The following is a 22,962-nucleotide window of genomic DNA, read 5'->3' on the forward strand; positions in this document are numbered from 1 at the left end:
AAAGCATCATGTCCCGCAGTGCAGCCATGCTCATCATGGGCGTCTTCACCCTGTACTTCCTGACCCCGATCTGGTGGCTATTGGTCACCTCGACGAAATCGGGCGGAGACATCACCGGGACGTCCGCGCTGTGGTTCACCCCCGACTCCGTTGCCACGTTCTTCACCAACATCACCGGCCTGTTCGCGTATGAAAACGGACTCTTCGTCAAGTGGCTGCTGAACAGTGCCCTGTACGCGGGGGTCGGTGCTTTCCTTGGCACCATCATTGCGGCGATGTGCGGTTACGCGTTGTCCAAATATGAGTTCAAGGGCCGCGAAGCCATCTTCAACGTGGTCCTCAGCGGAGTACTGGTCCCAGCCACCGCGTTGGCGCTGCCGCTATTCCTGATTTTCAGCGAAGTGAACCTGACCAACACCTACTGGGCGGTCTTCCTGCCCAGCCTCGTCAGCCCGTTCGGCGTCTACCTTGCGCGGATCTACGCCGCTGCATCGGTTCCCGGCGAGCTCCTCGAGGCTGCCCGGCTGGACGGCTCCGGTGAGGTGCGAACCTTCTTCACCGTCTCCAGCCGCCTCATGGCGCCGGCGCTGGTCACGATCTTCCTCTTCCAGTTCGTCACCATCTGGAACAACTTCTTCCTTCCGCTGATCATGCTCCGCGATCAGGCTCTCTTCCCGGTGACGCTGGGCCTATACGCGTGGAACAGCCAGATCAGCCAGATCCCGGAGCTGCGCACGTTTGTGATCATCGGTGCGCTCGTTTCCATCCTGCCTCTCATCATCGCCTTCCTCGGTCTGCAGCGCTTCTGGAGCAGCGGACTCGGTGCCGGAAGCGTCAAGTAAACAAGACCGCAAGAAACTGCCGGAGACACCCGTCGCCGGCACCGTCCATACACAAAGGAAAAACAGAATGCGTATGCATCACGGAAAGACCACCGCCGCCGTCGTCATGGTCTCCGCTCTGGCCCTCGCGGGATGCGCCGGTGGAGGCGACAGCTCCGGCGCTCCCGAAGCAGCAGCGTGCGAGCCCTCGAGCGAGCCCGTGGAACTGACCTTCACCACGTGGGTTCCGGGCATGGACGAGGTGGTGAAGCTGTGGAACGAGGAGAACCCGGACATCCAGGTCGAGGTTCAGACCGGCCCCAACGGCAACTCCGGCACGTACCAGAACTTCTTCAACCAGCTGCAGGCGGGCAACGCGCCGGACCTCGGCCAGATCGAGTATGACGCCCTACCGAACTTCCGTGTCCAGGACGGGCTCGAAAACATCGCCGCCTGTGAGGGCGTCGGTAATGCCGGGGACCAGTTCATCGACTGGACCTGGAACCAGGTGACCTTCGGTGAGGAAGACGCGGTCTACGCCATCCCGCAGGACAGCGGACCCATGGCCCTCTTCTATCGGGCGGACCTCTTCGAGCAGGCCGGCATTGAGGTTCCGACCACCTGGGAGGAGTATGCAACCGCCGCCGAGCAGATCCGTGAGGAAGGCGCGTACATCACCAACTTCCCGCGTTCGGATGTGAACTGGTTCGCTGGCCTCGTCTGGCAGGCGGGCGGCGAGTGGTTCAGCAGCGAGGACGACGGCTGGGAGGTCAACCTGACCGGCGAAGAGTCAACGCAGGTGGCCGAGTACTGGCAGGGGCTGCTCGAGGATGACCTCGTGTCCACCCTCCCCTCCTTCTCCGACGAGTGGAACGCGTCCTTCAACGAGGGCGACCAGTGGACCTGGGTCTCCGCAGTCTGGGGTACCTCGACGCTGCAGAGCGGTGCACCGGATACCGCGGGTAAGTGGGCTGTTGCGCCCATGCCGCAGTGGGACGCCGGCCAGAGTGCTGCAGGCAACTGGGGCGGCTCGTCCACAGCAGTCCTGAAGGGCTCGGATCACCCGTACGAGGCCTCGCAGTTTGCACTGTGGCTGAACACCGATCCTGAAGCGCTGGCGCTGGCGAACGAGCTCGGCGGACTGTACCCGGCTGCGAGTGCCGGTGCGGACCTCGAAGCCTTCGCCGGTGAGTCCGAGTTCTTCGGCGGACAGGCCGTCTATGACGTCTTCGCCGAGGCCTCTGAAAACGTCGACCCCGAATTCACCTGGGGCCCCACCATGACGCAGACCTACACGGATGTCTCTGACGGCTTCGGCGCTGCCATCGGCGGCGAGTCCACCCTCACGGAGGCGCTGCAGCGCGGTGAACAGCAGACCATCGACGCATTGAAGGCGCAGTCCATCCCTGTCATCGAGTAACCGCTTCCCCTTTTCGGGCCAGCCGTTCGCCGGCTTGCTGCCAGGCCACCGTTGATTTCGGTAGGTCGGGCAGCAGGCCGGCGTTTTCGCGTCCGCGGTCGTGACGTTGAATAGTCAGCAGACTGCATATTTCCAGCGCACCATCAGGCAGCGCCTGTAGCATTGGAGGATCTTCGGGGAAATGGGGACCCTTTCACGGCTGGGAAGTCGATTTTCGACCTCAGGGATTTTCATGACCATCACTTCACCCGCCCGCAAAGTTCGCGTTTCAAAACCGAACGACGTCGTTGCCTCCTACGCCACGCTGCTCAAGCAGGTGCGCAAGGAAGGCCTGCTGACCCGCAAGCGCGGCTTCTACATCTCGATCATGGTGCTTCTCGGCCTGGCTCTTGGGGCGGCCTGGACCGGTTTCGCACTGCTCGGTGACACCTGGTTCCAGCTGCTGATCGCTGGTGCACTGGGGGTCGTCATGACGCAGATCGCGTTCCTGGCGCATGAGGCGTCTCACCGCCAGATCTTTGCCTCCCGCGGCGCGAACGATTGGTCCGGTCGCATCCTGGCTGCCGGCGTCGTCGGGATCAGCTACCAGTGGTGGATGAACAAGCACTCCCGCCACCACAATGACCCCAACGTTGTGGGCAAGGACCCAGACATCGAGGTGGATACCATCTCCTTCCTGGAGGAAGACGCCGCCAAAGCCAAGGGGATCCAGGCCTGGATCACGCGCCGCCAGGGTTACCTGTTCTTCCCGCTCCTCACCTTCGAAGGCCTGAACCTTCACGCCCGCTCGATTGCCACTCTGTTCCGCCCGGGCGCAGTCCAGGGCCGGTGGGTTGAGCTTGCGCTCCTCGCGACGCGCTTCGGCCTTTACCTCGGCGTGCTGTTCTGGTTCCTGCCCGTCGGCATGGCGTTCGCATTCCTTGGCGTGCAGATGGCGGTCTTCGGCATCTACATGGGCGCCTCATTCGCGCCGAACCACAAGGGCATGCCGGTTATCCCGAAAGACAGCAAGCTGGACTTCTTCCAGAAGCAGGTCCTCACCTCACGCAACATCCGCGGCGGCAACTTCATCAACAACGCCTTCGGCGGCCTGAACTTCCAGATTGAGCACCACCTCTTCCCCGACATGCCGCGCCCACACCTGCGCAAGGCAGCGGTGATTGTGCGCGAGCACTGCGAACGCCTCAAGGTCCCCTACACCGAGGTTGGTGTGGCGGCGTCCTACGGTGCGGTTGTCTCCTACCTCAACCGGGTGGGACTCGCAGCCCGCGATCCCTTCGATTGCCCCATGGTCAACCGGTACCGCCGGCGCTGATTTCACACCGCTATGACGACGACGGCGACCCTCACCCTTCGGTGAGCGGTCGCCGTCGTTGTTTGTGCTGTTGTTCTTTGTGCTGGAGAAGGTCAGGCGTTCCAGAGTCCGTAGGAGTCCGCCAGCGAAGAGATCTTCTGAGCGCGGGCAAGCCGTGGCAGGTAGGAGCCGTCACCCACTACGGCGCCGGAGGCGTGGGCGTCGAGGAGTTCGTGGGCCCACTGGATCTCGGACTCGCTGGGCGAGAGGCCGTGGTTGATGGTGTCCGCGGCGTCGGGGCGCAGGCAGAGCTTTCCGGTCATGCCCATCGATGCGGTGACCTTGCACGCCTCCAGCAAGTCGTCGCCGAGGGCGCCAACGGTGGGTCCGTCGATTGGGCCGGGGAGCTGCCCCACCCGGGAGGCGACCACCAGCTTGGCGCGGGCGTAAGCGAGGGCCATCGGATCGTCAGAGGCGCCGGTGTCGCGGCGGAAATCGCCCACTCCGAATGCCAGACGGAACGTGCCCGGAGCGCTGGCAATGGCCGTAGCATTCTCGATGCCCAGCGCCGATTCAACCAACGCGAGCACCGGAGTGCCTGCCTGGAGCCGCATCGCCGTGTGCGTGACCTGCTCCGGCTTCTCCGTCATCGCGAGCATGACGCCCCGGAGGCCCGGCGCTTTGGACAGCGCCGCAAGGTCCTCGGCCCAGTAATCGGTTTCAATACCGTTGACCCTGACCCAGGCCGTCATGCCGGTGGAGAGAGCCTCGACCACCCGTTCACGCGCCTCCGGCTTGGACTCCGCAGGCACGGCATCCTCAATATCGAAGACCACAGAATCGGCCTCGGAGGCGAGCGCCGGCGCGAAGTTTTGTTCCGATGCTGCCGAGGCGAGCAGCCAGGAACGGGACAGCTTGGCGGGAAGCGCAGCAGCGCGGCTATTACGAAGGGGGGCCATACCTAGAACCTTACGCAACCGGCGTCGTCGTAATCCACCGTCCGGCCGGATGGAATGGTGAACACTACGACCAAAAGAGTCTTTTGACCGCTCCACCTGTGGAAACTAAGCTTCTCACAATACAGTAATGAAATATCACTAGACGAAAGAGTAGCGCATGAGTAATCAGCTTGCGGTCGGAGATCCGGCCCCCTCGTTCACCCTTCCTGACGCTGACGGGCAGTCGGTCAGCCTCGCCGAGTTCCGCGACCGCAGCGTTGTCGTGTACTTCTACCCCAAGGCGGAGACGCCGGGCTGCACCACCGAGGCCTGCGATTTCCGGGACAACCTCGCGTCGCTGCAGGGCGCGGGCTTCAGCGTTGTGGGCATCTCGCCGGATGGCCCGGAGGAGCTCGCTTCGTTCACCAGCAACCATGGGCTCGCGTTTCCCCTGCTCTCGGACGTGGACCATGAAGTCGCCAAAGCCTGGGGCGCCTACGGCGAGAAACAGTTCAAGGGTGAGACCGTCGTCGGCATCATCCGGTCCACTGTCGTCGTGGGTCCGGACGGCACAGTGCAGCACGCGGAGTACGGCGTTGACGCGAAGGGTCATGTGGCACGCCTGCGGGAGCAGCTGAACGTCGCCTGACTCCGTGTAGTCCAGCACTGCAAGAGGTAGTGGAGTAATGCAAAAGGCCCTCCCGCGGCGAAAGGGGGAGGGCCTTCTGCGTTCCCGGACGGACGTGCTAGCACCCTTCCGGAGTCTGTCGCATCGAGGAGGCGCTAACTACCTGCGCTCGCACGAGAGGTGGTTCTGCGCGCCCACTCGATGCATGTCCTGTGTCGGATCAGGCCGCTCCTCGGCGGAGCAGGCGACCCGTCGGCTTCTCAAGATCCAGCACCTCACCGCGGAGGTAGGTCGTGCGGACGATCCCGGACAACGCCTTGCCCGCGTAGGGCGAGATGGGGTTCTTGTGATGGAGCTTGTTCACGTCCACCACGAAGGTGTCATCCGCTGCGAAAACGGAGAAGTCCGCGTCGTAGCCCAGCGCGAGCTGACCCTTGCGCTGCAGGCGGGCCAGCTTGGCCGGACGGGCCGACATCCACTCCACAACCCGCTCAAGCGGAATGCCTCGCTTCCGAGCCTCCGACCAGATCAGCGAGAGGCCCAGCTGCAGCGAGGACACACCGCCCCAGGCCACGCCGAAGTCACCGTTCTCGAGATCCTTGAGGTCCAGGGTGGACGGCGAGTGGTCAGACACAATGCAGTCGATTGTCCCGTCCACCAACCCCTGCCACAGCAGCTCGCGGTTGGACGCTTCACGGATCGGTGGGCAGCACTTGAATGCCGTGGCCCCGTTCGGAATCTCCTCCGACAATAGCGTCAGGTAGTGCGGGCACGTCTCAACGGTGAGGTGCACGCCGTCGCGCTTGGCCGTTGCAATCATGGGCAGCGCGTCCGACGACGACAGGTGCAGGATGTGCGCACGAGCACCCGTCCAGCGGGCACGTTCAATGACCTCGGCGATAGCCACGTTCTCGGCACCGCGTGGGCGGGAGGCGAGGAACTTCGAGTACTGGTCCCCCTCCGCGGACGGTGCACGGTCAATGGAGCGCGAGTCTTCGGCGTGAACGATCATCAGGGAGTCGAAGGTCTTCAACTCCGCCATGTCCGTTTCCATCTCATCGGCCTCGAGATGTGGGAACTCGTCCACACCGGAGTGGAGCAGGAAGCACTTGAACCCGAAGACGCCCTCGTCATGAAGCGGACGCAGATCCGCTGTATTGCCGGGGATGGCACCGCCCCAGAAGCCGACGTCAACGAAGGACTGAGTTTCCGCCGCCGCACGTTTCTGCTCAAGCGCGTCCACGTTGACCGTGGGCGGGATGCTGTTCAGCGGCATGTCGATGATGGTGGTCACTCCCCCGGCAGCAGCAGCCTTCGTGGCGGACGCGAAGCCCTCCCACTCGGTGCGGCCGGGTTCGTTGACGTGCACGTGCGAGTCAACCAGACCCGGGATCAGCGTCTCATCGGGAGCGAGTTCGACCACCGTGGCGCCGTCGAGGGCGTTGCCCAGGGGCTCCATTGCCACAATGACGCCGTCCCGAACGCCGATTTCGCGCGGCGCGATCCCCGCCGTGGTCAGGATCCGCTCACCGCGGATAACGAGGTCGTATGTTTCGCTGCTCATGGCTTTCCTCCGTTTCCGGCCCCCACGCCAATGGAGGCGGCAATATTTTGCCCTACCTGCTCAAGCAATACCCCGGCGTTGGCGATGCATGTGCCGACGTCGGGCTCCAGGTCGGTCAGCGCGTACACGCTCTTGAACCCTGCCGCTGTGACCTGTTCATGAGTCAACGTTGTGCGCCCGCACACGGCAATCACCGGGATATTCCCGGCCGCCATGGCCACTCCCAGCGGGGTCTTGCCGCCGAGGCTTTGCTCATCCAGGCTCCCCTCGCCGGTGATCACCAGATCCGCACCGTCCAGCTTTCCAGCCAGTCCGGTGAGCTCCAGTACGACGTCGATACCCGGTCTGCGCTCGGCGTTCAGTACAGCAAGGGCTGCGTAACCGACACCACCTGCGGCGCCGGCACCGGGCGCCGCAGCCAGTGCGGCGGCACGCGGACCCAGTTCCTTCTCCAGCACCTCAACGAAGCGGGCCAGGGCCCCGTCCAGGTGAGCGACGTCGTCGGGCGTTGCTCCCTTCTGGGGGCCGAATACGGCTGCAGCACCATTGGTGCCCAGCAGGGGATTGTCGACGTCGGACGCGAGGGTGATCGCCGTCGTGGCAAGCCGCGGGTCAAGGTCTGACAGATCGATCCAGGCGAGGTCCGCGAGCGCCGCGCCCCCGCCGGGGAGGGCGCTGCCGGCGTCGTCAAGCAAAGCGGCGCCGAGGCCGGTAAGCATCCCGGCGCCGCCGTCTGTGTTCGCGCTGCCGCCGACTCCGAGCACAATATTGGTGCAGCCGGAGTCCAGTGCGTAGCGGATCAGCTCACCGGTGCCGAGACTCGTCGCTTCGCGGGCCCGCAGCACTCCCCCGGGGAGAACGGCAAGGCCGGACGCGAGCGCCATCTCGATCACCGCAGTCGAATCGCGGATGGCAATCGGAGCTTCGATCGGTTCGCCCGTCGGTCCGGAGACCGTGACCGTATGGCGGTCGAACCCGGCGGCGAGGGCGGCATCGAGTGTGCCCTCACCGCCGTCGGCCACGGGGACGGTGTCCACGGTCAGGCCCGGGTCCGCGATCAGCAGCCCGGCATGCAGCCGTTCTGCGACCTCGGGAGCCGTGAGCGAGCCCTTGAACTTATCCGGTGCAATGACGATTCGCATGACGCTATTGAACCAGCCCTCTAGACGAGCAGGGAGATGGCGGTGGGGGCGTCGTCGGAAGATTCGGCGAGGTCCTCGAACTCGTTGACCGCGTCGATTCCGGCGGCGCCCATCGAGATGTTGGTGACGCGTTCGAGGATGACCTCCACGACCACCGGCACACGGTACTCCTGCATGAGGGCGCGGGCCTTCTCGAAAGCAGCCTGCAGGTCATCAGCCTCGCGGACGCGGATCGCCTTGCAGCCCAGGCCCTCAGCGACCTTGATGTGGTCCACGCCGTAGCCGTCAAGCTCGGGTGCATTCACGTTCTCGAAGGCGAGGGACACGTGGTAGTCCATCTCGAACCCGCGCTGCGCCTGGCGGATAAGGCCGAGGTAGGAGTTGTTCACAACCACGTGGATGTACGGCAGCTGGAACTGCGCACCGACGGCCAGCTCTTCGATCATGAACTGGAAGTCGTAGTCACCGGAAAGCGCGACGACGGTCTCCCCCGGACTTGCCTGTGCAACGCCGAGCGCTGCGGGAAGGGTCCACCCCAGCGGGCCTGCCTGGCCGCAGTTGATCCAGTTCCGTGCCTGGTAAACGTGCAGGAACTGAGCGCCGGCGATCTGAGAGAGCCCGATGGTCGAAACGTAGCGGGTGTCCCGACCAAAGGCGCTGTTCATTTCCTGGTACACGCGCTGCGGCTTGACCGGAACGTTGGTGAAGTTGGTCTTGCGCTGCAGCATGGACTTCCGCTGCGCACAGTCTTTGACCCAGGCGTTCCAGTCCGGAAGGCCCTGCTGCTCCTTGCGTTCGCGGGCCACTTCGACCAGACCGCTGAGGGCGGCACCGGCGTCGGACACGATGCCGAAATCCGGCGCGAACACGCGGCCGATCTGCGTGGGCTCGATGTCGATGTGCACGAACGTGCGGCCCTTGGTGTAGACGTCCAGGGCACCGGTGTGGCGGTTGGCCCACCGGTTGCCAATGCCGATCACGAAGTCCGACTCCAGCATGGTCGCATTGCCGTAGCGGTGTGAGGTCTGCAGGCCCACCATGCCGGCCATCAGCTCGTGGTCGTCCGGGATGGTGCCCCAGCCCATGAGGGTCGGGATGACGGGGATGTTCAGCAGTTCGGCGAGCTCCACCAGCTGCTCGGAGGCGTTGGCGTTGATGATGCCGCCGCCGGCCACGATCAGGGGCTTCTCCGCCGCCGTCAGCATGTCCAGGGCCTTCTCCAGCTGCTTGCGCGTGGCTGCCGGCTTGTGGACCTGGAGCGGCTCGTAGGTCTCGGGATCGAACTCGATCATTGTCTGCTGGACGTCGATCGGCAGGTCGATCAGCACGGGCCCCGGGCGGGCGGTCCGCATTTCGTGGAACGCCTTCTGGAACGTGCCGGGAACCTGGCCCGCTTCCATGACGGTCACGGCCATCTTGGTGACCGGTCCGGCGATGGATGCGATATCCACGGCCTGGAAATCTTCCTTGTGCAGCTTGGCCACGGGCGCCTGGCCGGTGATGCAGAGGATGGGGATGGAATCCGCCATGGCGGAGTAGAGCCCGGTGATCATGTCCGTCCCGGCGGGGCCGGAGGTGCCGATGCAAACGCCGATGTTGCCCGGCTTGGCACGGGTGAAACCCTCGGCCATGTGCGAGGCGCCCTCAACGTGGCGGGCGAGGACGTGGTGGATGCCGCCGTGGGCGCGCATCGCGGAATAGAAGGGGTTGATTGCTGCTCCGGGCAGGCCGAACGCCGTGGTGGCGCCCTCCTTCTCCAGGATCGCAACGGCTGCATCGACAGCGCGCATTTTAGGCATGGTGTGCTCCTACTTCGGGAAGTTTTGCGCAGCTAAGGTGACTTCCGACGTCGTCGGCTCGCCTGATCTGCACGAAAGTTTGGGGTCTATTTGCCGGACAGCTGGTTGATCAGCTTGAAGAGGCCGGAGTGGTCGAGGCCGCCGTCGCCCGTGTTGACGAGCGAGGCAACCAACTGCGCGACGACGGCACCCAGTGGGGTAGCCACGCCGGCTTCGCGGGCGGCTGAGGTGACAATGCCGAGATCCTTGTGGTGAAGGGCTAGCCGGAAGCCCGGGTCGAAGTTGCGGTCCAGCATCTTCTGGCCCTTCTGGTCGAGCACCTTGGAGCCGGCAAGGCCGCCGCCAAGGACCTTGAGGGCGGCGTCCGTGTCGACGCCATAGGCCTCGAGGAAGACGATAGCTTCAGACAGGACGCCGATGTTGACGGCGACGATGAGCTGGTTGGCGGCTTTCACGGTCTGGCCGGAGCCGGACGGACCCACATGCACGATGGTCTTGCCTACGGCGGTCAAAACGTCCTGTGCGGCGTCGAAGTCTTCCTTCTCTCCGCCGACCATGATCGAGAGCACGGCGTCGATGGCGCCCTGCTCGCCGCCGGAGACCGGCGCATCCAGCGGCTTCAGACCGGCGTCGCGCGCCTGCCTGGAAAGCTCAACCGCGACATCCGGCCGGATGCTGCTGGCGTCGATCCAGAGGGCGCCCTTTTGCGCGTTGGCGAAGACGCCGTCGTCCCCGCTCACCACGCCCTCGACATCCGGTGAGTCCGGCACCATGGTGATGACGACGTCGGCATCCTTGACGGCGTCAGCGATGCTGGTTGCCGCTGAACCGCCCTCGGAGACAAGCTTGTCCATCTTGTCCTGGCTGCGGTTGAAGCCGGTGACGGTGTGGCCGGCCTTGACGAGGTTGATGGCCATGGGCAGGCCCATGATGCCGAGTCCGATGACTGTTACTTTGCTCATAGCGAGTTCCTTTGTAAGTTCTTTGGGGCTTAGCGGGAGGCGTGTTCGCGGATGGCCCAGTTGAAGGCGGTGTCCGCCGGTTCCTTGTACTCGAGCCCGATGTAGCCCTCGTACCCGAGTTCGCGGCTGCGGGAGATCCACTCTCCGAGCGGGAGGTTGCCACTTCCGGGAGCTCCGCGGCCGGGGGCGTCGGCAATCTGGATGTGGCCGAAGTCCTTGGCGTGGTTCTCGATGACCTGCGCAACGTCATCGCCGTTGACCGCCAGGTGGTAGAAGTCAGCGAGGAGCTTGATGTTGCTCCTGCCGGTCTTCGCGATCACGTTCAGCGCGTCCTGTGCCGTGAGCAGCGGGTACTTCTCGGCACCGCTGACCGGCTCCACAAGAACGACGCCGCCAATTGCAGCAACGGCTTCAGCCGCGAAAGCCAGATTGCCGACGGCGACCGCGTCCTGTTCCTCGGCGCTCACGCCATCGATCCGGTTGCCGTACAGCGCGTTGAAGGCCTTGCAGCCCAGCCGCTCACCGATCCCGACGACGACCGGCACGTTCGCGCGGAACTCATCCTGCTGCTCCGGCCAGGAGACCAGTCCGCGATCGCCGCCGGGCATATTGCCGGCGTTGAAGTTGAGGCCGGTGAGCTGAACACCTGCATTGGTGATAGCGCTCTCGAAGGCTTGCAGGTCAGCCTCGGACGGCGTGGAGGTTTCGAACGGCCACCAGAACTCGACGGCGTCAAAGCCGGCCTTCTTCGCAGCAGCCGGCCGCTCCAGCAGCGGCAGTTCGGTGAGGAGGATGGAGCAGTTCACGGTGTAGGTCATCGTCGATCCCTTTGCGTTCTTTCGGCCTGATCGTTCTTCCGTAATGTGGAAGGAACTTTCTGTCTTATGAAATGGTAGGGGTTAGATGTGATGTGAGTCAACCGGCGGAGGGACAGAAACTGCCCGGAGGTGCAGGGACGCCGCTTCGAACCGGCAGCCCTGCACCTCCCGGCAGTTTCTGTGGGTTAGGAGGGACAGCCAGGGAGCCATCACGAAAGAGCACCTCGTCCGTCGGTGCATAGTCGAAGTACTTCGTTCGACCGTCAAACTCCAGCGCGAGCTTGATGCCCTGCCAAGCGAAATCCAGCCGATGCACACCGTTGTGCATGGGAACCGTGAATTGCTGGACCGGCATCGGCAGGCGCATCTTCCTCAGAAAACTCCAGGTGAGCGTTTCCCCTGGAGATTCCGACAGGGCACTGGCATGCGCGAATACGTTCCTGGCTCGGGCGACACCCTTGTAGCCGGCCAAACGGTCGATGGTTTTCCGGATCAGTTCCGAATCTGCGCCGAGGTGAAGCGCATGCTCAGCGATAATCAGCGCCTGCCTGAACGGGAGTATTCGGGCGCAATCCACTACCGTCCGCTCCAGGGACGTGACCCGTAGGTTGGACCTCCGCGTCACTTCGAACGGCTCCAGCCGTGCTTGATGATTCCGGACGTCCGATGCGTGACTTGTGGCTGAGATATTCGACGGCTGCGTCAGGTGTATGACCGAGTCAACCTCCCACAGGTAGAGCCCGTGGCCTCGGGCAGCAGTCGTGTGGCTGTAGGTTCCGGACCCTGAACCCGTTGCAACCGTGGCGTGCCTGTGTGCGTGGATCAGTCGGAGAGCACCGGCGCTCGGCGACAGCTTCTTCCAGGCCCTGGCTGACATGTAGCAGCCCCTTCGGAGCCGCACGAGCTGGCCCGACTTCACCAGAGTCTGAAGGTTCCGCTTCGTCAGGCCCCTGTCCATGAGCGCCTCAGTGAGCCAGAGAGTATCGCCGCCGGTGAGCCATTCAGTCGATTTCACCCTTCAAGGATGGAAGGTCGTCGGGTCCCGCGGGCCGAGTACCTGGCGTATGTGGATAAGTCGGAGCGGAGGCGAACACAGAAACTGCCCGGAGGTGCAGGGCCGCCGCTTCGAACCGGCAGGGCTGCGCCTCCGGGCAGTTCCTGCGGTTAGCGCGCGAGCGCCGTGCGGGTCGCACGGGCCGCACGGCGCACGCCGGCGCGATAGCCTTAAGGGAGGAGAGGGGACCGATGCAACGCGCGCACAGGCATGACGAACTTACGGCAATGATCGAATGGCCGCGACCCTTGAGCCCGCAGGCACTCAAGATCATCAAGAACGTCCTGCTCGGTGTGCTGGTTGTCACCGCGCTCGTGCAGATCATTCCGTTTCAGGTGCTCGGCGGTCTGGTCAACCACCTCTTCACGATTCTCCTCCTCCTGTCCTGGGCCGGACCGGCGCGGCGCTTCCTGCGGCGACGAGCCGCTGAACGCAACGGCGACACCAACGAGGGACGAAACGAAGAACGCGAGGGACCGGCAGCGCCCGAGGAAAAGTAGCCAGCAACCGGAACCGAATCAGGGTTCAGGAACCAGAAGCTCGCTCACGGTGACGCCCCCTTCAATAACCAGCCGGACCACCGCCGGCATGGCATCAGACCCCCCCGCAAGAGGAATCTCCACGTCCCCGGCGTAGCCGGCCGCAACGAACGCCGCACCCCATTCCCGCCAGGTATCCGCAGGCCCGGGCACCACAATCCGCAGCAACCCACCGGCACTCCGGGCAACGCGCACCGAGACCGACGCCGGCGCAGCCCCGCCCCACCCGCGGTAAGTCAGCAAAGCACGCAGCAGGGCGGGGTCGGCGACGGTCACGGCAGTCCCCTGCAGGGGCGTCTCCGGCACCAGCAGCGCGTTTACGGATTCGTCGAAGAGTTCAGCCCGGATCCAGGAGCCACGCCTCCGCGCCGGACTACCCGAGCCGGACACCACGAGGGCAACCGCCAACGGCAGGTCCACCGCGGAACGTCCAATCAGCAGGTCATACGTTCCCGGCTCCACCAGCATTCGCCCCGCAGCCGGGCTGAAGACTGCAAGTTTCTCCTCTGCCACCGGAATCGAAACCACCGTCCGTTCCCCTGGCTTCAGCGACACCCTCGCGTGCGCAACAAGCCGCCGCCTGGGGTAGCCCGGCAGATCCGAGGTGCCATACACCTGCACCAGTTCATGAACATCCCGCCCACCGGCGTTCCGCACGGACACCGCGAGCGCACCGTCACCATACGATGCCGACTCGTACTCCACAGCTGCGTAACCCAGCCCGTGACCCAGCGGGTAGAGCGGTTCAGCAGTGCTGTAGGAATAGGTGGACCGGGACCCGATGATGTCGTAGTCGAGGATGTCAGCGAGGTCCGCATCCCGCGCCCACCACGTCTGCGGCAGCCGCCCGGATGGTTCATGGTCACCGCTGAGCACGTCCGCCACTCCGCGCCCGAGCTCCTGCCCTCCGTGCGAGGACCACACAATTGACGGCACCCCCGCCAGCTCCCCGAGCGCGTAGGGGTAGGACGAGACGATCACCAGCACCGTCCGCGGATTCGCCTCCCGCACCACCCGGATCAGCTCCTGCTCACTCTGCGGCAGGTCCAGCGTAGTGCGGTCGATTGTCTCCCGCCCGCCCAGATGCGGATCATTACCGACGACGACGACGGCGACATCCGCTGACGCCGCTGCCTTGCGTGCCGCTTCAGCTCCGGACCGGATGGTGCGCAGGGCGAAGCGGTCCGCGTCCTGCTCGGATCCCGTCACGAGCACGGCGCTGCCTGTTCCTTCCTCCACCCGGACCCACTTTCCGGAAGCAATGTGCCGCAGGGCGACCGAACCCTCAACTGAGCGGTGCAGCGCGAACGTCTCCTGAACCACCCAGCCACCAACCCGCTCCGAGGTGGCACGGAGATACCCGCTCTCACCCGAGACAAAGCGTCCGTTCACCGAGGACCGCAGCGTGTACTCGCCATTCCCCCAGTCCTTGAGCACAAGTGATTCCGCAGAACCCGGTGACCCCGCCAAAGCTGTCAGCGCCGCAGAGCCATCCGGCACTCCCACATACCGGTTGGTGCGGGTGCTGCGAAGCGCAACGAGGTCCAGCCCTTCCTCCGCGATCACGCTGCCGTACCGCTCCTCGATGCCGGCCGCGATACTCACGGGATGCACGAGAGTTCCGCTGTACCAGTCGCTCAGCACGTGGGCCCCCAGCGATCCGATGACGGCGATGGCGCCCGGCTCGTCCCGCAGGGGAAGGATAGGACCGGCATCAGCTGAGATTCCAACGGAGGAAGCGGCGTTGCGGAGAACCACTACGGACTTCCGAGCCGCCTCCCGGGCAAGGGCAGCGTGCTCGGGAGTCAGAAGCTCATCCGCAGGGATCGACCCATACACGCCGCCGTCGGACTCGAACTCGCCCGTGCGTTCGCGCAGGGTCAGCAAGCGAAGGACCGCCGCGTCGATATCCGCAACAGAGATGAGCCCACGTTCCAGCGCCTCCTCAAGGTAGGCAATGGACGGCGCGGAGTCGTCGCCGTCGTCCGTGAAACTGTCAACGCCGGCACGCAGGGCAGCTGCGTAGGCAGAAGCGCCGTCGTCGAAATACTTCTCGGCCGTGAACAGGGAGGACGGTGCGCCGGCGTCCGTCACGACAGCGAGTGAGTCGCCATTGCGCCACGTGCGCAGGTGTTCGGCCACCAGATCGGAGACGTGTGCGGGCCGCCCGTTGACCAGGTTGTAGGACAGCATGACGGCGCCCGCGGCACCCGATTCGATGGGAAGCCGGTAAGCGGGCAGTTCGTATTCGTGCAGGACGCGCGGCGGCAGCTGGCTTGAGGTGACGTTGCGGTCGCGCTCATTGTTGTAGCCGAGGAAGTGCTTCAGCGTAGGGACGGTCAGCCACTGCTCGGCGGAATCACCCTTTAGGCCTTCACAGTAAGCGGTGGCCAGCGAAGCAGTGAGCCCGGAATCCTCCGAAAATCCCTCCTCATTCCGCCCCCACAGCGGGTGCCGGAGCGGATTGACCACGGGCGCCCAGACGTTCAGGCTCACGGTCGGATCGGCGGCCTTTTTTGCGCGCATCTCGACGCCGACAGCCCGCCCCACCCGCCGCAGCAGGTCCTCGTCCCAGCTGGCCGCGAGACCGACGGTCTGCGGAAAGACCGTCGCGTCACCGAGCCAGGCAACCCCGTGCGCCGCCTCCGCGCCGGTATGGAAGTAGGCCAGACCGGCGTCGGGAAGTGCCGGCGAGTGCTGATGGAGTAGGGCGATCTTCTCGGCCCGGGAGAGCGTTGCGAGGATGCCCTGCGCGGTACGGACGGCCAAACGGGTTTCGGTCACGAAAAAGTTCCGATCCTTGGGAGAATTGTTTAAGCGCTTGCACAGCGCTGTTCGACCACCATGCTGACATTACGCGCTGTGATACGCAACACAGTTTCCTATTGTCTCGAGACAAAAGATGCCCTACGGTTGGATCAATCGAAGCGCTTCGACTAATCGACCCGGACGACGCGCCGCCAATTCTGATTGCAACCATGCAAGCGCCCTATCGGCGCGCCTGGACACGAAGGAGTGCACCATGCCAAACATCTCGGACGCCGCGAACGGCACAACTACCCGCAAGCCCCTCGGTCGCCGGTCTTTCCTCGGCCTGCTGGGCGGAGCTGCCTTCTTCGCCGCCTCCCCGGCACTGTTGACCGCATGCAGCACCGGTGCGTCAGCTCCGCAAGCAACGACGGCGGGCGGGTTGGCGGAAGCCGTCGCCAAGCTGGTGCCCAAGTACATTCCGATGAATCTGGTCCAGCCGGACATCCCGGGTGTCAACGGGTCCACGCCGGGATTCACTACAATCCCCACCCAACTGGTGAAGTCCGTCCCGAAGCCTCCCGGAAGCGGCGGCACCTACACGGCCATGTCGCCCGCGTGGTGGGCCATTCCCCGCGGCCTGCCGGACAACGCGTACTACCAGGCGGTGAATGAGCGCCTTGGCGCCACCGTCGAGTTCCAGGCCAATGACGGCAATACCTACGGCGATAAAATCCAGACCGTCCTCGCCTCCCCGCGCGACGTTCCCGACTGGGTGGTCATCCCCTCCTGGAACATCCCGCCGCGGTTCGGACAGGCAGCCAAGGGTCTGTTCACGGACCTCTCCCCCTACCTCGCGGGCGACAAGGTCGAGAAGTACCCCAACCTCGCCAACATTCCGACGGCAGCGTGGAAGTACAGCTGCTTCGAGGGCGGACTCTACGGTCTGCCCATGCCTACGCCGCTGGTCAATGACGCGTTCTTTTACCGCACGGACCTGTTCGAGGAGATGGGACTCGAACAGCCGAAGACCGCAGATGAATACATCACCATCGCCAAGGAAATCACTGACCCGTCGAAGAACCGCTGGGGTTCCGAGGACGTCTGGAACGGCGCGCAGATCATGCACGGGGTCGTCCCAAAGTGGAAGCTCGTGGACGGCACGCTGGTGAACAAGTTCGAGACCGAGGAATACCGGGCCGCCCTCGAGTGGATCATCAAGCTCTTCAAGTCCGGCGCTGTCCACCCGGACGCTGTTGCGGGCAACGCCCAGCAGGCAAAGCCGCGCTTCGAGTCCGGTGCCACGCTGATGACGGTCGACGGCGTCGGCGGCTGGCACGAGGCACTCGGCCGCGTACTGCCCACCAACCCGGACTTCAACATGCAGCCGATGGACTTCTTTGCGCCCGACGGCGGTGATCCCACCCTATTCAGCGGCCAACCGGCCGGAATCTTCAGTTTCATCAAAAAGACTGGGGACACCGCAAGGATTGAAGAACTCCTGGCACTTGCGAACTTCATGGCCGCACCCTTCGGAACGGAAGAGAACCTCCTCATCACCAGCGGCGTCGAGGGCAAGCACTTCACGCGCGACGCCCAGAACATCCCGCAGATGACTGACCTCGGACGCGCGGAAGTCACGAGCACGTACCAGTTCCTCGTCAGCCCGCCCACCGTCAACTCGCAGGTCCAGTATCCCGGCTTCGTCGAGGCCAAGACCGAGTGGGAAGCCCGCCAGGCCCCCTTCGTGCAGGAAGACGTCTTCTTCGGCATGCAGATCCAGGAGCCGCCGCAGTACGGATCCCTCGGCGCACCGTTCGACGACCTCGCCAAGGACATCGCCCGCGGCCGCAAGAGCCTCAAGGATCTGGATTCGGAGATTGCCACCTGGAAGCAGAACGGCGGCGAAAAACTCCGCGAGTTCTACGCCGGCTTCCTGACCGCATAGCACCGGCCATGACCACCACAGATTTCATCCGCCGCGGCAACCGGGCGGCAGGCAAGCACGACGACGACGTCACGACCTTGCCCGCCCCGCCGCCTGTCCGGCGCAAGCAGGGTTTGAAAGCCCGGTTCCGCCGCGACCGCTCGCTGGTCCTGATGGCACTTCCCGTCGTCGTCCTTCTGGTTGTGTTTGCCTACGTGCCCTTGCTCGGCAATGTGGTCGCGTTCCAGAGTTACTCGCCGTTCATCGGTATCCCGGCCAGCCCCTGGGTGGGCCTGGAGAACTTCGCGCGGGTGTTCGGCGATCCGAACTTCTGGAACGCAGTCCGCAACACGCTGGTCATCACGGGCTTCCAGCTCGTGTTCTTCTTTCCCGTCCCGATTGCGCTGGCACTGCTGCTCAACTCCCTGCTTCGGCCGGCGATGCGTGCCACCATCCAGGCGATCGTCTACCTCCCGCACTTCTTCTCATGGGTGCTCGTGGTGTCCGTCTTCCAGCAACTGCTGGGCGGCGCGGGGCTCCTGAGTCAGATGCTCCGGGCCAATGGCTGGAGCGGCATGGACATCATGACCAACCCGGACACGTTCCTGTTCCTCATCACGTCCCAGGCGGTCTGGAAGGACGCGGGGTGGGGAATCATCGTCTTCCTGGCCGCCCTGGCCGCCATTGACCCCGAGCAGTACGAGGCAGCGGCCGTCGATGGCGCCAACCGGTGGCGCCGCATGTGGCACGTGACGCTTCCGGGGCTGCGGTCCGTCATCGTCCTGCTGCTCATCCTGCGGCTGGGCGACGCACTGACAGTCGGGTTCGAGCAAATGATCCTGCAGCGCGACGCCGTGGGCGCCGAGGCTGCAGAGGTGCTGGACACCTTCGTCTACTACACCGGCATCCAGAACGGTGATTGGAGCTACGCGGCTGCCGCCGGGCTCATCAAGGGCGTCATCTCGCTCGGGCTCATTCTCGCCGCCAACAAGGTGGCCCATCTCTTCGGTGAAAACGGGGTGTATTCCAAGTCATGACAACGATCATCAAGCCAGCCCGGCCCCGCCGTAGCGGTCCTTCGCGGCCCGCGTGGGAAGAAGAACCGGGAATTGCGACCAAGGCGGGAAAGGTAGTGATCCTGACCCTCGTGGTGCTCGCAGTCCTCGGCCCGCTCTACACCATCCTGCTCACGAGCATCTCGTCACAGGGCACCATCACCCAGGCGGGCGGCCTCGTCCTCATCCCGGGTGAATTCTCACTCGACGCGTACCGCCAGATCCTGAACGGCGGCGTGGTGACCCGCGCCGTGCTGGTGAGTGTCGGCATCACCGTCACCGGAACCCTGCTCAGCATGGTGGTGTCGATCCTGTGCGCCTACGGCCTCTCACGGCCGGGCTCCTTTGCTCATACGCCGATCCTGTTCACCCTGCTGATCACGATGTTCTTCAGCGCCGGAATGATCCCGTCCTACCTGCTGGTTTCCGGCCTCGGCCTCATCAACTCCTACTGGGCACTGATCCTGCCGAGTGCGGTGTCCGTCTTCAACATCATCATCCTGCGCGGATTCTTCATGGGGATTGACCGCGGCATCCTCGACAGCGCGCGCATCGACGGGGCCAGCGAGTGGCGCATCCTCGCCCAGATCGTGCTGCCCATGTCCAAGGCGGTGACTGCCGTGATCGCGCTGTTCTACGGCGTCGGCTACTGGAACGCCTTCTTCAACGCGGTGCTCTACATCAATGACAGCTCCAAGAACCCACTACAGGTGGTACTGCGCTCCTACGTGCTGCAGGGTGTGTCCGTGCCGGGGCAGATCGACGTCGGCCAGGGCGTGGCGCCATCGCTCGCCCTGCAGATGGCGGTCATCGTGATCGCCATGGTGCCGATCCTCATGGTCTACCCGTTTGTGCAGAAGCACTTCACCAAGGGCGTCATGATCGGCGCGGTGAAAGGATGACGGCGTTGTGCAGGTCAGCGCGCGCTCGACGTCTCCCGCTGGACCAGCGTCGGAACGATCAGCCGCACCTCAACCGGCTTGTCCGAGTTGAGCCGGTCCATGACCATTTCCACGGCGGCGCGGCCGATGTCGTGCGCCGGAATGGAGACGGCAGTCCATGGCCTGGCGGCGGCGAGCGCCACGTCCTCCGGGGCAATCACTACTACCGAAATGTCCTCGGGAATGTGCAGGCCGCGCCCGGCCAGGGCCTCATGCAGCAGCGGCAGCAGTCCCTCGTTATGCACCACGAGGGCAGTGACTGCGGTGGCGCCGCCGTCGTCGAGCACTGCAGTGAGCGCCTCGGTGAGGGCTAGCATGGAAGCCTCGCAGGCACGCAGCGTAGAGCTGACACCGGCGGCATCGCAGGCCTCGGTGAAACCCTTGCGGGCGCGGTCGGCGTACGTGGCGTGGCGCTCAAGGGAGGCCTGCGGGGATCCGATGAAACCGATACTGCGGTGATTCAGGTCCACCAGGTGCCGGACCGCCGTCCGGGAGGCGCCCGCGAAGTCGAAGTCAACGCAGCTGAGCCCCTGCGGATCATCCGGGAGGCCGATCAGCACTGCCGGCTTGCGCAGTTTGGCGAGCAGGGGGATGCGCGGATCGCGCGCTTCGATGTCCATCATCAGCAGTCCGTCCACCATGGACTGCGACGTGACGCGTTCCAGCCCGCCGGCGTCGTCCTGGGTCAGGAGAAGGACGTCCTGGTTGTAGGTGCGCGCCGTGGTGACCACGGCTGCCACGAACTGCATAATCACGCTGACGTTCACGTCCGCACGGAGCGGCGCCATCAGTCCCAGCACGTTGGAGCGGTTGGAGGCGAGCGCCCGGGCACCGGAATGGGGGCTGTAATCGAGCTTCCGGATTGCACTCTGAACAGCCAGCCGGGTCTCTTCGGAGATGGTTCGCTTCCCGCTCAGTACGTAGGAAACAGTGCTCAGCGATACCCCGGCTTCCCGGGCGACATCATTCATGGTGGCCACGGCTTCCATCCTAGCTTCGACACGCTTCGATTCGTATTCGTAACGATTCAACCGTCCGCGAAAGAGAAGCGCTTCGACACCGACACACCAACTTTGAACGCACCATCTGAAGGAACATCATGAAATTCACTGACGGTTACTGGATGTACCGCAAGGGCCTCGCCGCCCTGCATCCACGGGACATTTCCGACGTCGTTGCCACCGATTCCGGACTCGAGATCTACGCGCCGACGCAGCGGATCAATGCCCGCGGCGATGCGCTGAACTGCCCTCAGCTGACGGTCTCCTTCACGTCGCCGCTTGAAGGCGTGATCGGCGTGACCATCGAGCACTTCCAGGGCGCACTCGATCCCAATCCACGGTTTGAACTGCAGGACGCGCACCCAGCCGTCGACGTGTCCGTCGGCGAAACGCACGCCACTTTGACCTCCGGTGCGCTCACCGCGTCCGTCAGCCTGAGCGGTGACTGGACGGTTGACTTCACCGGCGACGGGAAGCTGCTCACCAGTTCGGTGCCGCGGAGCGTGGGTTTCATTACCGACGACGCCGGCCGCTCCTTTGTGCATGAGCAGCTCACCCTGGGCGTCGGTACCAATGTGTACGGGCTCGGCGAGCGCTTCGGCGCGTTCGTGAAAAACGGCCAGTCGGTGGACGTGTGGAATGAGGACGGCGGGACCTCCAGCGACCTCGCCTACAAGAACGTGCCGTTCTTCCTGACCAACTCCGGCTACGGGGTATTCGTGAATCACCCCGAGCGGGTCTCGTTCGAGATCGGGTCAGAGGTGGTCTCCCGTGCACAGTTCAGCGTGGAGGGCCAGAAGCTCCAGTACTTCGTGATCTACGGACCGTCCCCCAAGGACATCCTGCGCCGGTACACGGAGTTGACCGGCAGGCCTGCGCGGATTCCTGCGTGGTCCTACGGGCTGTGGCTTTCCACCTCCTTCACCACCGATTACGACGAGGACACCGTCATGTCCTTCATCGACGGGATGGCGGAACGAAATTTGCCGCTCTCCGTGTTCCACTTCGACTGCCACTGGATGCGTGCCTTCCACTGGAGCGACTTCGTTTGGGATCCCGCAACGTTCCCGGACTCCGAGGGGATGCTCCGGCGCCTGCACGAGCGCGGGCTCAAGGTGTGCGTGTGGATCAACCCGTACATCGCGCAGCGGTCCCACCTGTTCCGGGAGGGCCAGGAGCTTGGCTACCTGGTGCAGCGGGCTGACGGTTCCGTGTGGCAGTGGGACCTTTGGCAGGCAGGTATGGGGCTGGTGGACTTCACCAATCCCGACGCCGTCCGCTGGTACCAGGACAAGCTCCGCACGCTGCTGGGGCAGGGCGTGGACTCATTCAAGACCGACTTCGGCGAGCGCATCCCCACCGACGTGGTCTGGCATGACGGTTCGGACCCGCAGCGGATGCACAACTACTACACCCAGCTGTACAACGAGGCAGTGTTCCAGTTGCTCGAAAAAGAGTTGGGGGTTGGCGAAGCGGTCCTGTTCGCGAGGTCGGCAACCACCGGCGGCCAGAAGCTGCCCGTCCACTGGGGCGGGGACTGTGAATCGACCTTTGCCGCAATGTCCGAATCCCTGCGCGGCGGCTTGTCCCTGGCGTCCTCCGGGTTTGCGTTCTGGAGCCATGACATCGGCGGGTTCGAGGGCACGCCGGAGCCGGAGATGTTCAAGCGCTGGATCGCGTTCGGCCTGCTGTCATCGCACTCGCGTCTACACGGGTCCAACTCCTATAGGGTGCCGTGGCTGGTCGATGAAGAGTCCGTCGATGTGCTGCGCCACTTCACCGAGCTGAAGATGAGCCTGATGCCGTACCTGGCCGGCGCAGCCGAGGAAGCCTATTCCTCCGGGACTCCGGTGATGCGTCCCATGTTCCTGGAGTTCCCCGGCGATCCCGGGTGCGCGCATCTGGACCGGCAGTACATGCTTGGCGGCAGCCTGCTGGTTGCGCCGGTGCTTGAGCCGGGCGGTGAGCACTCCTTCTACCTTCCGGAGGGGACGTGGACGCACCTCGAGTCGGGCGACACCCTTGAGGGCCCCCGCTGGCACACCCGGTCTTTCTCGGTGCTGGAAGCTCCGGTCTTCGTTCGGCCCGGGACCATCCTGCCGCTGGGCACGGTCTCCAACCGGCCGGATTACGACTGGGCAGCCAACGTCGAATTCAGCGCCTTCGTGGTCGGGGAGGGGCATCGCTCACGTGTTCAGGTGCCCTCTCCCGACGGTTCATCGACCACTTATGAGGTGACCGCCGCCCAGGGTAAGGCGAGCGCCGTCGTCGTGGGCTAGCTGTTGCTGGCCGGGAGGTTGTTGGCACGCGC

The 22,962-nt window shown here is 64.4% G+C and carries 18 protein-coding genes; 9 read left to right on the forward strand and 9 right to left on the reverse strand.

The window, feature by feature from the left end; translation table 11 throughout:
- Nucleotides 1-8: 8 nt before the first annotated feature.
- The 3 genes from ASH00_RS03625 to ASH00_RS03635 all read left to right on the forward strand — a co-directional run bounded on the left by ASH00_RS03625 (nucleotide 9) and on the right by ASH00_RS03635 (nucleotide 3,556).
- A complete protein-coding gene (locus ASH00_RS03625; RefSeq protein ID WP_056546600.1) occupies nucleotides 9-842 on the forward strand; it encodes a carbohydrate ABC transporter permease in 834 nt (277 codons plus the stop codon).
- Between the two features lie 67 nt (nucleotides 843-909).
- On the forward strand, nucleotides 910-2,241 hold the full coding sequence (locus ASH00_RS03630; protein WP_056545119.1) for an ABC transporter substrate-binding protein: 1,332 nt from the start codon (nucleotides 910-912) through the stop codon (nucleotides 2,239-2,241).
- Between the two features lie 232 nt (nucleotides 2,242-2,473).
- The gene (locus ASH00_RS03635) at nucleotides 2,474-3,556 is read left to right on the forward strand and encodes a fatty acid desaturase family protein (protein ID WP_056545121.1); all 1,083 of its coding nucleotides are present in this window, start codon (nucleotides 2,474-2,476) and stop codon (nucleotides 3,554-3,556) included.
- A 92-nt stretch (nucleotides 3,557-3,648) separates the two neighbouring features.
- Here the strand turns inward: ASH00_RS03635 and ASH00_RS03640 are convergent, their stop codons facing one another.
- Complete coding sequence (locus ASH00_RS03640) at nucleotides 3,649-4,494, reverse strand: HpcH/HpaI aldolase/citrate lyase family protein (RefSeq protein WP_056545123.1); 846 nt, start codon at nucleotides 4,492-4,494, stop codon at nucleotides 3,649-3,651.
- Between the two features lie 157 nt (nucleotides 4,495-4,651).
- Here ASH00_RS03640 and bcp point away from each other — a divergent pair, with 157 nt between their 5' ends.
- On the forward strand, nucleotides 4,652-5,122 hold the full coding sequence (gene bcp, locus ASH00_RS03645; RefSeq protein ID WP_056545124.1) for a thioredoxin-dependent thiol peroxidase: 471 nt from the start codon (nucleotides 4,652-4,654) through the stop codon (nucleotides 5,120-5,122).
- 199 nt (nucleotides 5,123-5,321) lie between these two features.
- Here the strand turns inward: bcp and allB are convergent, their stop codons facing one another.
- The 6 genes from allB to ASH00_RS03675 all read right to left on the reverse strand — a co-directional run bounded on the left by allB (nucleotide 5,322) and on the right by ASH00_RS03675 (nucleotide 12,401).
- Nucleotides 5,322-6,665 (reverse strand): allantoinase AllB, encoded by a 1,344-nt coding sequence (gene allB, locus ASH00_RS03650; RefSeq protein ID WP_056545125.1) that lies wholly within the window; start codon nucleotides 6,663-6,665, stop codon nucleotides 5,322-5,324.
- Entirely contained in the window at nucleotides 6,662-7,807 is a 1,146-nt protein-coding gene (locus ASH00_RS03655; RefSeq protein ID WP_056545127.1) for a glycerate kinase, read from the reverse strand. Before ASH00_RS03655 ends, allB begins: the two co-directional genes overlap by 4 nt.
- 20 nt (nucleotides 7,808-7,827) lie before the next feature.
- Entirely contained in the window at nucleotides 7,828-9,606 is a 1,779-nt protein-coding gene (gene gcl / locus ASH00_RS03660; RefSeq protein WP_056545129.1) for a glyoxylate carboligase, read from the reverse strand.
- Nucleotides 9,607-9,692: 86 nt separating this feature from the next.
- Nucleotides 9,693-10,628, reverse strand: a complete 936-nt coding sequence (locus ASH00_RS03665; protein ID WP_268760493.1) for a 2-hydroxy-3-oxopropionate reductase — start codon at nucleotides 10,626-10,628, stop codon at nucleotides 9,693-9,695.
- Entirely contained in the window at nucleotides 10,598-11,386 is a 789-nt protein-coding gene (locus ASH00_RS03670; RefSeq protein ID WP_056545134.1) for a hydroxypyruvate isomerase family protein, read from the reverse strand. The genes ASH00_RS03665 and ASH00_RS03670 overlap by 31 nt, the downstream gene beginning before the upstream one ends.
- 97 nt (nucleotides 11,387-11,483) lie before the next feature.
- Nucleotides 11,484-12,401 (reverse strand): type IV toxin-antitoxin system AbiEi family antitoxin domain-containing protein, encoded by a 918-nt coding sequence (locus tag ASH00_RS03675; protein WP_056545136.1) that lies wholly within the window; start codon nucleotides 12,399-12,401, stop codon nucleotides 11,484-11,486.
- Between the two features lie 230 nt (nucleotides 12,402-12,631).
- Here ASH00_RS03675 and ASH00_RS03680 point away from each other — a divergent pair, with 230 nt between their 5' ends.
- Nucleotides 12,632-12,940, forward strand: a complete 309-nt coding sequence (locus ASH00_RS03680) for a hypothetical protein (protein WP_056545138.1) — start codon at nucleotides 12,632-12,634, stop codon at nucleotides 12,938-12,940.
- An 18-nt stretch (nucleotides 12,941-12,958) separates the two neighbouring features.
- Here ASH00_RS03680 and ASH00_RS03685 read toward each other — a convergent pair whose 3' ends face one another.
- Nucleotides 12,959-15,763, reverse strand: coding sequence for a glycoside hydrolase family 3 C-terminal domain-containing protein (locus ASH00_RS03685; protein ID WP_082565868.1), 2,805 nt, complete (start codon nucleotides 15,761-15,763; stop codon nucleotides 12,959-12,961).
- A gap of 238 nt (nucleotides 15,764-16,001) precedes the next feature.
- On the opposite strand from ASH00_RS03685, the gene ASH00_RS03690 reads away from it, so the two are divergent.
- Genes ASH00_RS03690 through ASH00_RS03700 form a run of 3 tightly spaced genes read left to right on the forward strand, consistent with a single transcriptional unit; the run spans nucleotide 16,002 to nucleotide 19,611 of the window.
- Complete coding sequence (locus ASH00_RS03690) at nucleotides 16,002-17,675, forward strand: extracellular solute-binding protein (protein WP_056545141.1); 1,674 nt, start codon at nucleotides 16,002-16,004, stop codon at nucleotides 17,673-17,675.
- 8 nt (nucleotides 17,676-17,683) lie between these two features.
- The gene (locus ASH00_RS03695; RefSeq protein ID WP_056545143.1) at nucleotides 17,684-18,691 is read left to right on the forward strand and encodes an ABC transporter permease; all 1,008 of its coding nucleotides are present in this window, start codon (nucleotides 17,684-17,686) and stop codon (nucleotides 18,689-18,691) included.
- The gene (locus ASH00_RS03700; RefSeq protein ID WP_056545144.1) at nucleotides 18,688-19,611 is read left to right on the forward strand and encodes a carbohydrate ABC transporter permease; all 924 of its coding nucleotides are present in this window, start codon (nucleotides 18,688-18,690) and stop codon (nucleotides 19,609-19,611) included. The genes ASH00_RS03695 and ASH00_RS03700 overlap by 4 nt, the downstream gene beginning before the upstream one ends.
- Nucleotides 19,612-19,625: 14 nt before the next feature.
- Here ASH00_RS03700 and ASH00_RS03705 read toward each other — a convergent pair whose 3' ends face one another.
- Complete coding sequence (locus ASH00_RS03705) at nucleotides 19,626-20,621, reverse strand: LacI family DNA-binding transcriptional regulator (RefSeq protein WP_442854341.1); 996 nt, start codon at nucleotides 20,619-20,621, stop codon at nucleotides 19,626-19,628.
- A gap of 128 nt (nucleotides 20,622-20,749) precedes the next feature.
- On the opposite strand from ASH00_RS03705, the gene yicI reads away from it, so the two are divergent.
- Nucleotides 20,750-22,930 (forward strand): alpha-xylosidase, encoded by a 2,181-nt coding sequence (gene yicI, locus ASH00_RS03710; RefSeq protein ID WP_056545148.1) that lies wholly within the window; start codon nucleotides 20,750-20,752, stop codon nucleotides 22,928-22,930.
- The last annotated feature ends 32 nt before the right edge of the window (nucleotides 22,931-22,962 follow it).

It is taken from the genome of Arthrobacter sp. Soil782, assembly GCF_001428435.1.
Lineage (GTDB): Bacteria > Actinomycetota > Actinomycetes > Actinomycetales > Micrococcaceae > Arthrobacter_D > Arthrobacter_D parietis.

Bases quoted from the DNA above. Each gene is read 5' to 3' on its own strand.
- allB (WP_056545125.1), bottom strand. From the start codon at position 6,665: ATGAGCAGCGAAACATACGACCTCGTTATCCGCGGTGAGCGGATCCTG.
- ASH00_RS03630 (WP_056545119.1), top strand. From the start codon at position 910: ATGCGTATGCATCACGGAAAGACCACCGCCGCCGTCGTCATGGTCTCC.
- gcl (WP_056545129.1), bottom strand. From the start codon at position 9,606: ATGCCTAAAATGCGCGCTGTCGATGCAGCCGTTGCGATCCTGGAGAAG.
- yicI (WP_056545148.1), top strand. From the start codon at position 20,750: ATGAAATTCACTGACGGTTACTGGATGTACCGCAAGGGCCTCGCCGCC.
- ASH00_RS03695 (WP_056545143.1), top strand. From the start codon at position 17,684: ATGACCACCACAGATTTCATCCGCCGCGGCAACCGGGCGGCAGGCAAG.
- ASH00_RS03680 (WP_056545138.1), top strand. From the start codon at position 12,632: ATGCAACGCGCGCACAGGCATGACGAACTTACGGCAATGATCGAATGG.
- ASH00_RS03635 (WP_056545121.1), top strand. From the start codon at position 2,474: ATGACCATCACTTCACCCGCCCGCAAAGTTCGCGTTTCAAAACCGAAC.
- ASH00_RS03700 (WP_056545144.1), top strand. From the start codon at position 18,688: ATGACAACGATCATCAAGCCAGCCCGGCCCCGCCGTAGCGGTCCTTCG.
- ASH00_RS03690 (WP_056545141.1), top strand. From the start codon at position 16,002: ATGCCAAACATCTCGGACGCCGCGAACGGCACAACTACCCGCAAGCCC.
- ASH00_RS03625 (WP_056546600.1), top strand. From the start codon at position 9: ATGTCCCGCAGTGCAGCCATGCTCATCATGGGCGTCTTCACCCTGTAC.
- ASH00_RS03705 (WP_442854341.1), bottom strand. From the start codon at position 20,621: ATGAATGATGTCGCCCGGGAAGCCGGGGTATCGCTGAGCACTGTTTCC.
- bcp (WP_056545124.1), top strand. From the start codon at position 4,652: ATGAGTAATCAGCTTGCGGTCGGAGATCCGGCCCCCTCGTTCACCCTT.
- ASH00_RS03655 (WP_056545127.1), bottom strand. From the start codon at position 7,807: ATGCGAATCGTCATTGCACCGGATAAGTTCAAGGGCTCGCTCACGGCT.
- ASH00_RS03640 (WP_056545123.1), bottom strand. From the start codon at position 4,494: ATGGCCCCCCTTCGTAATAGCCGCGCTGCTGCGCTTCCCGCCAAGCTG.
- ASH00_RS03670 (WP_056545134.1), bottom strand. From the start codon at position 11,386: ATGACCTACACCGTGAACTGCTCCATCCTCCTCACCGAACTGCCGCTG.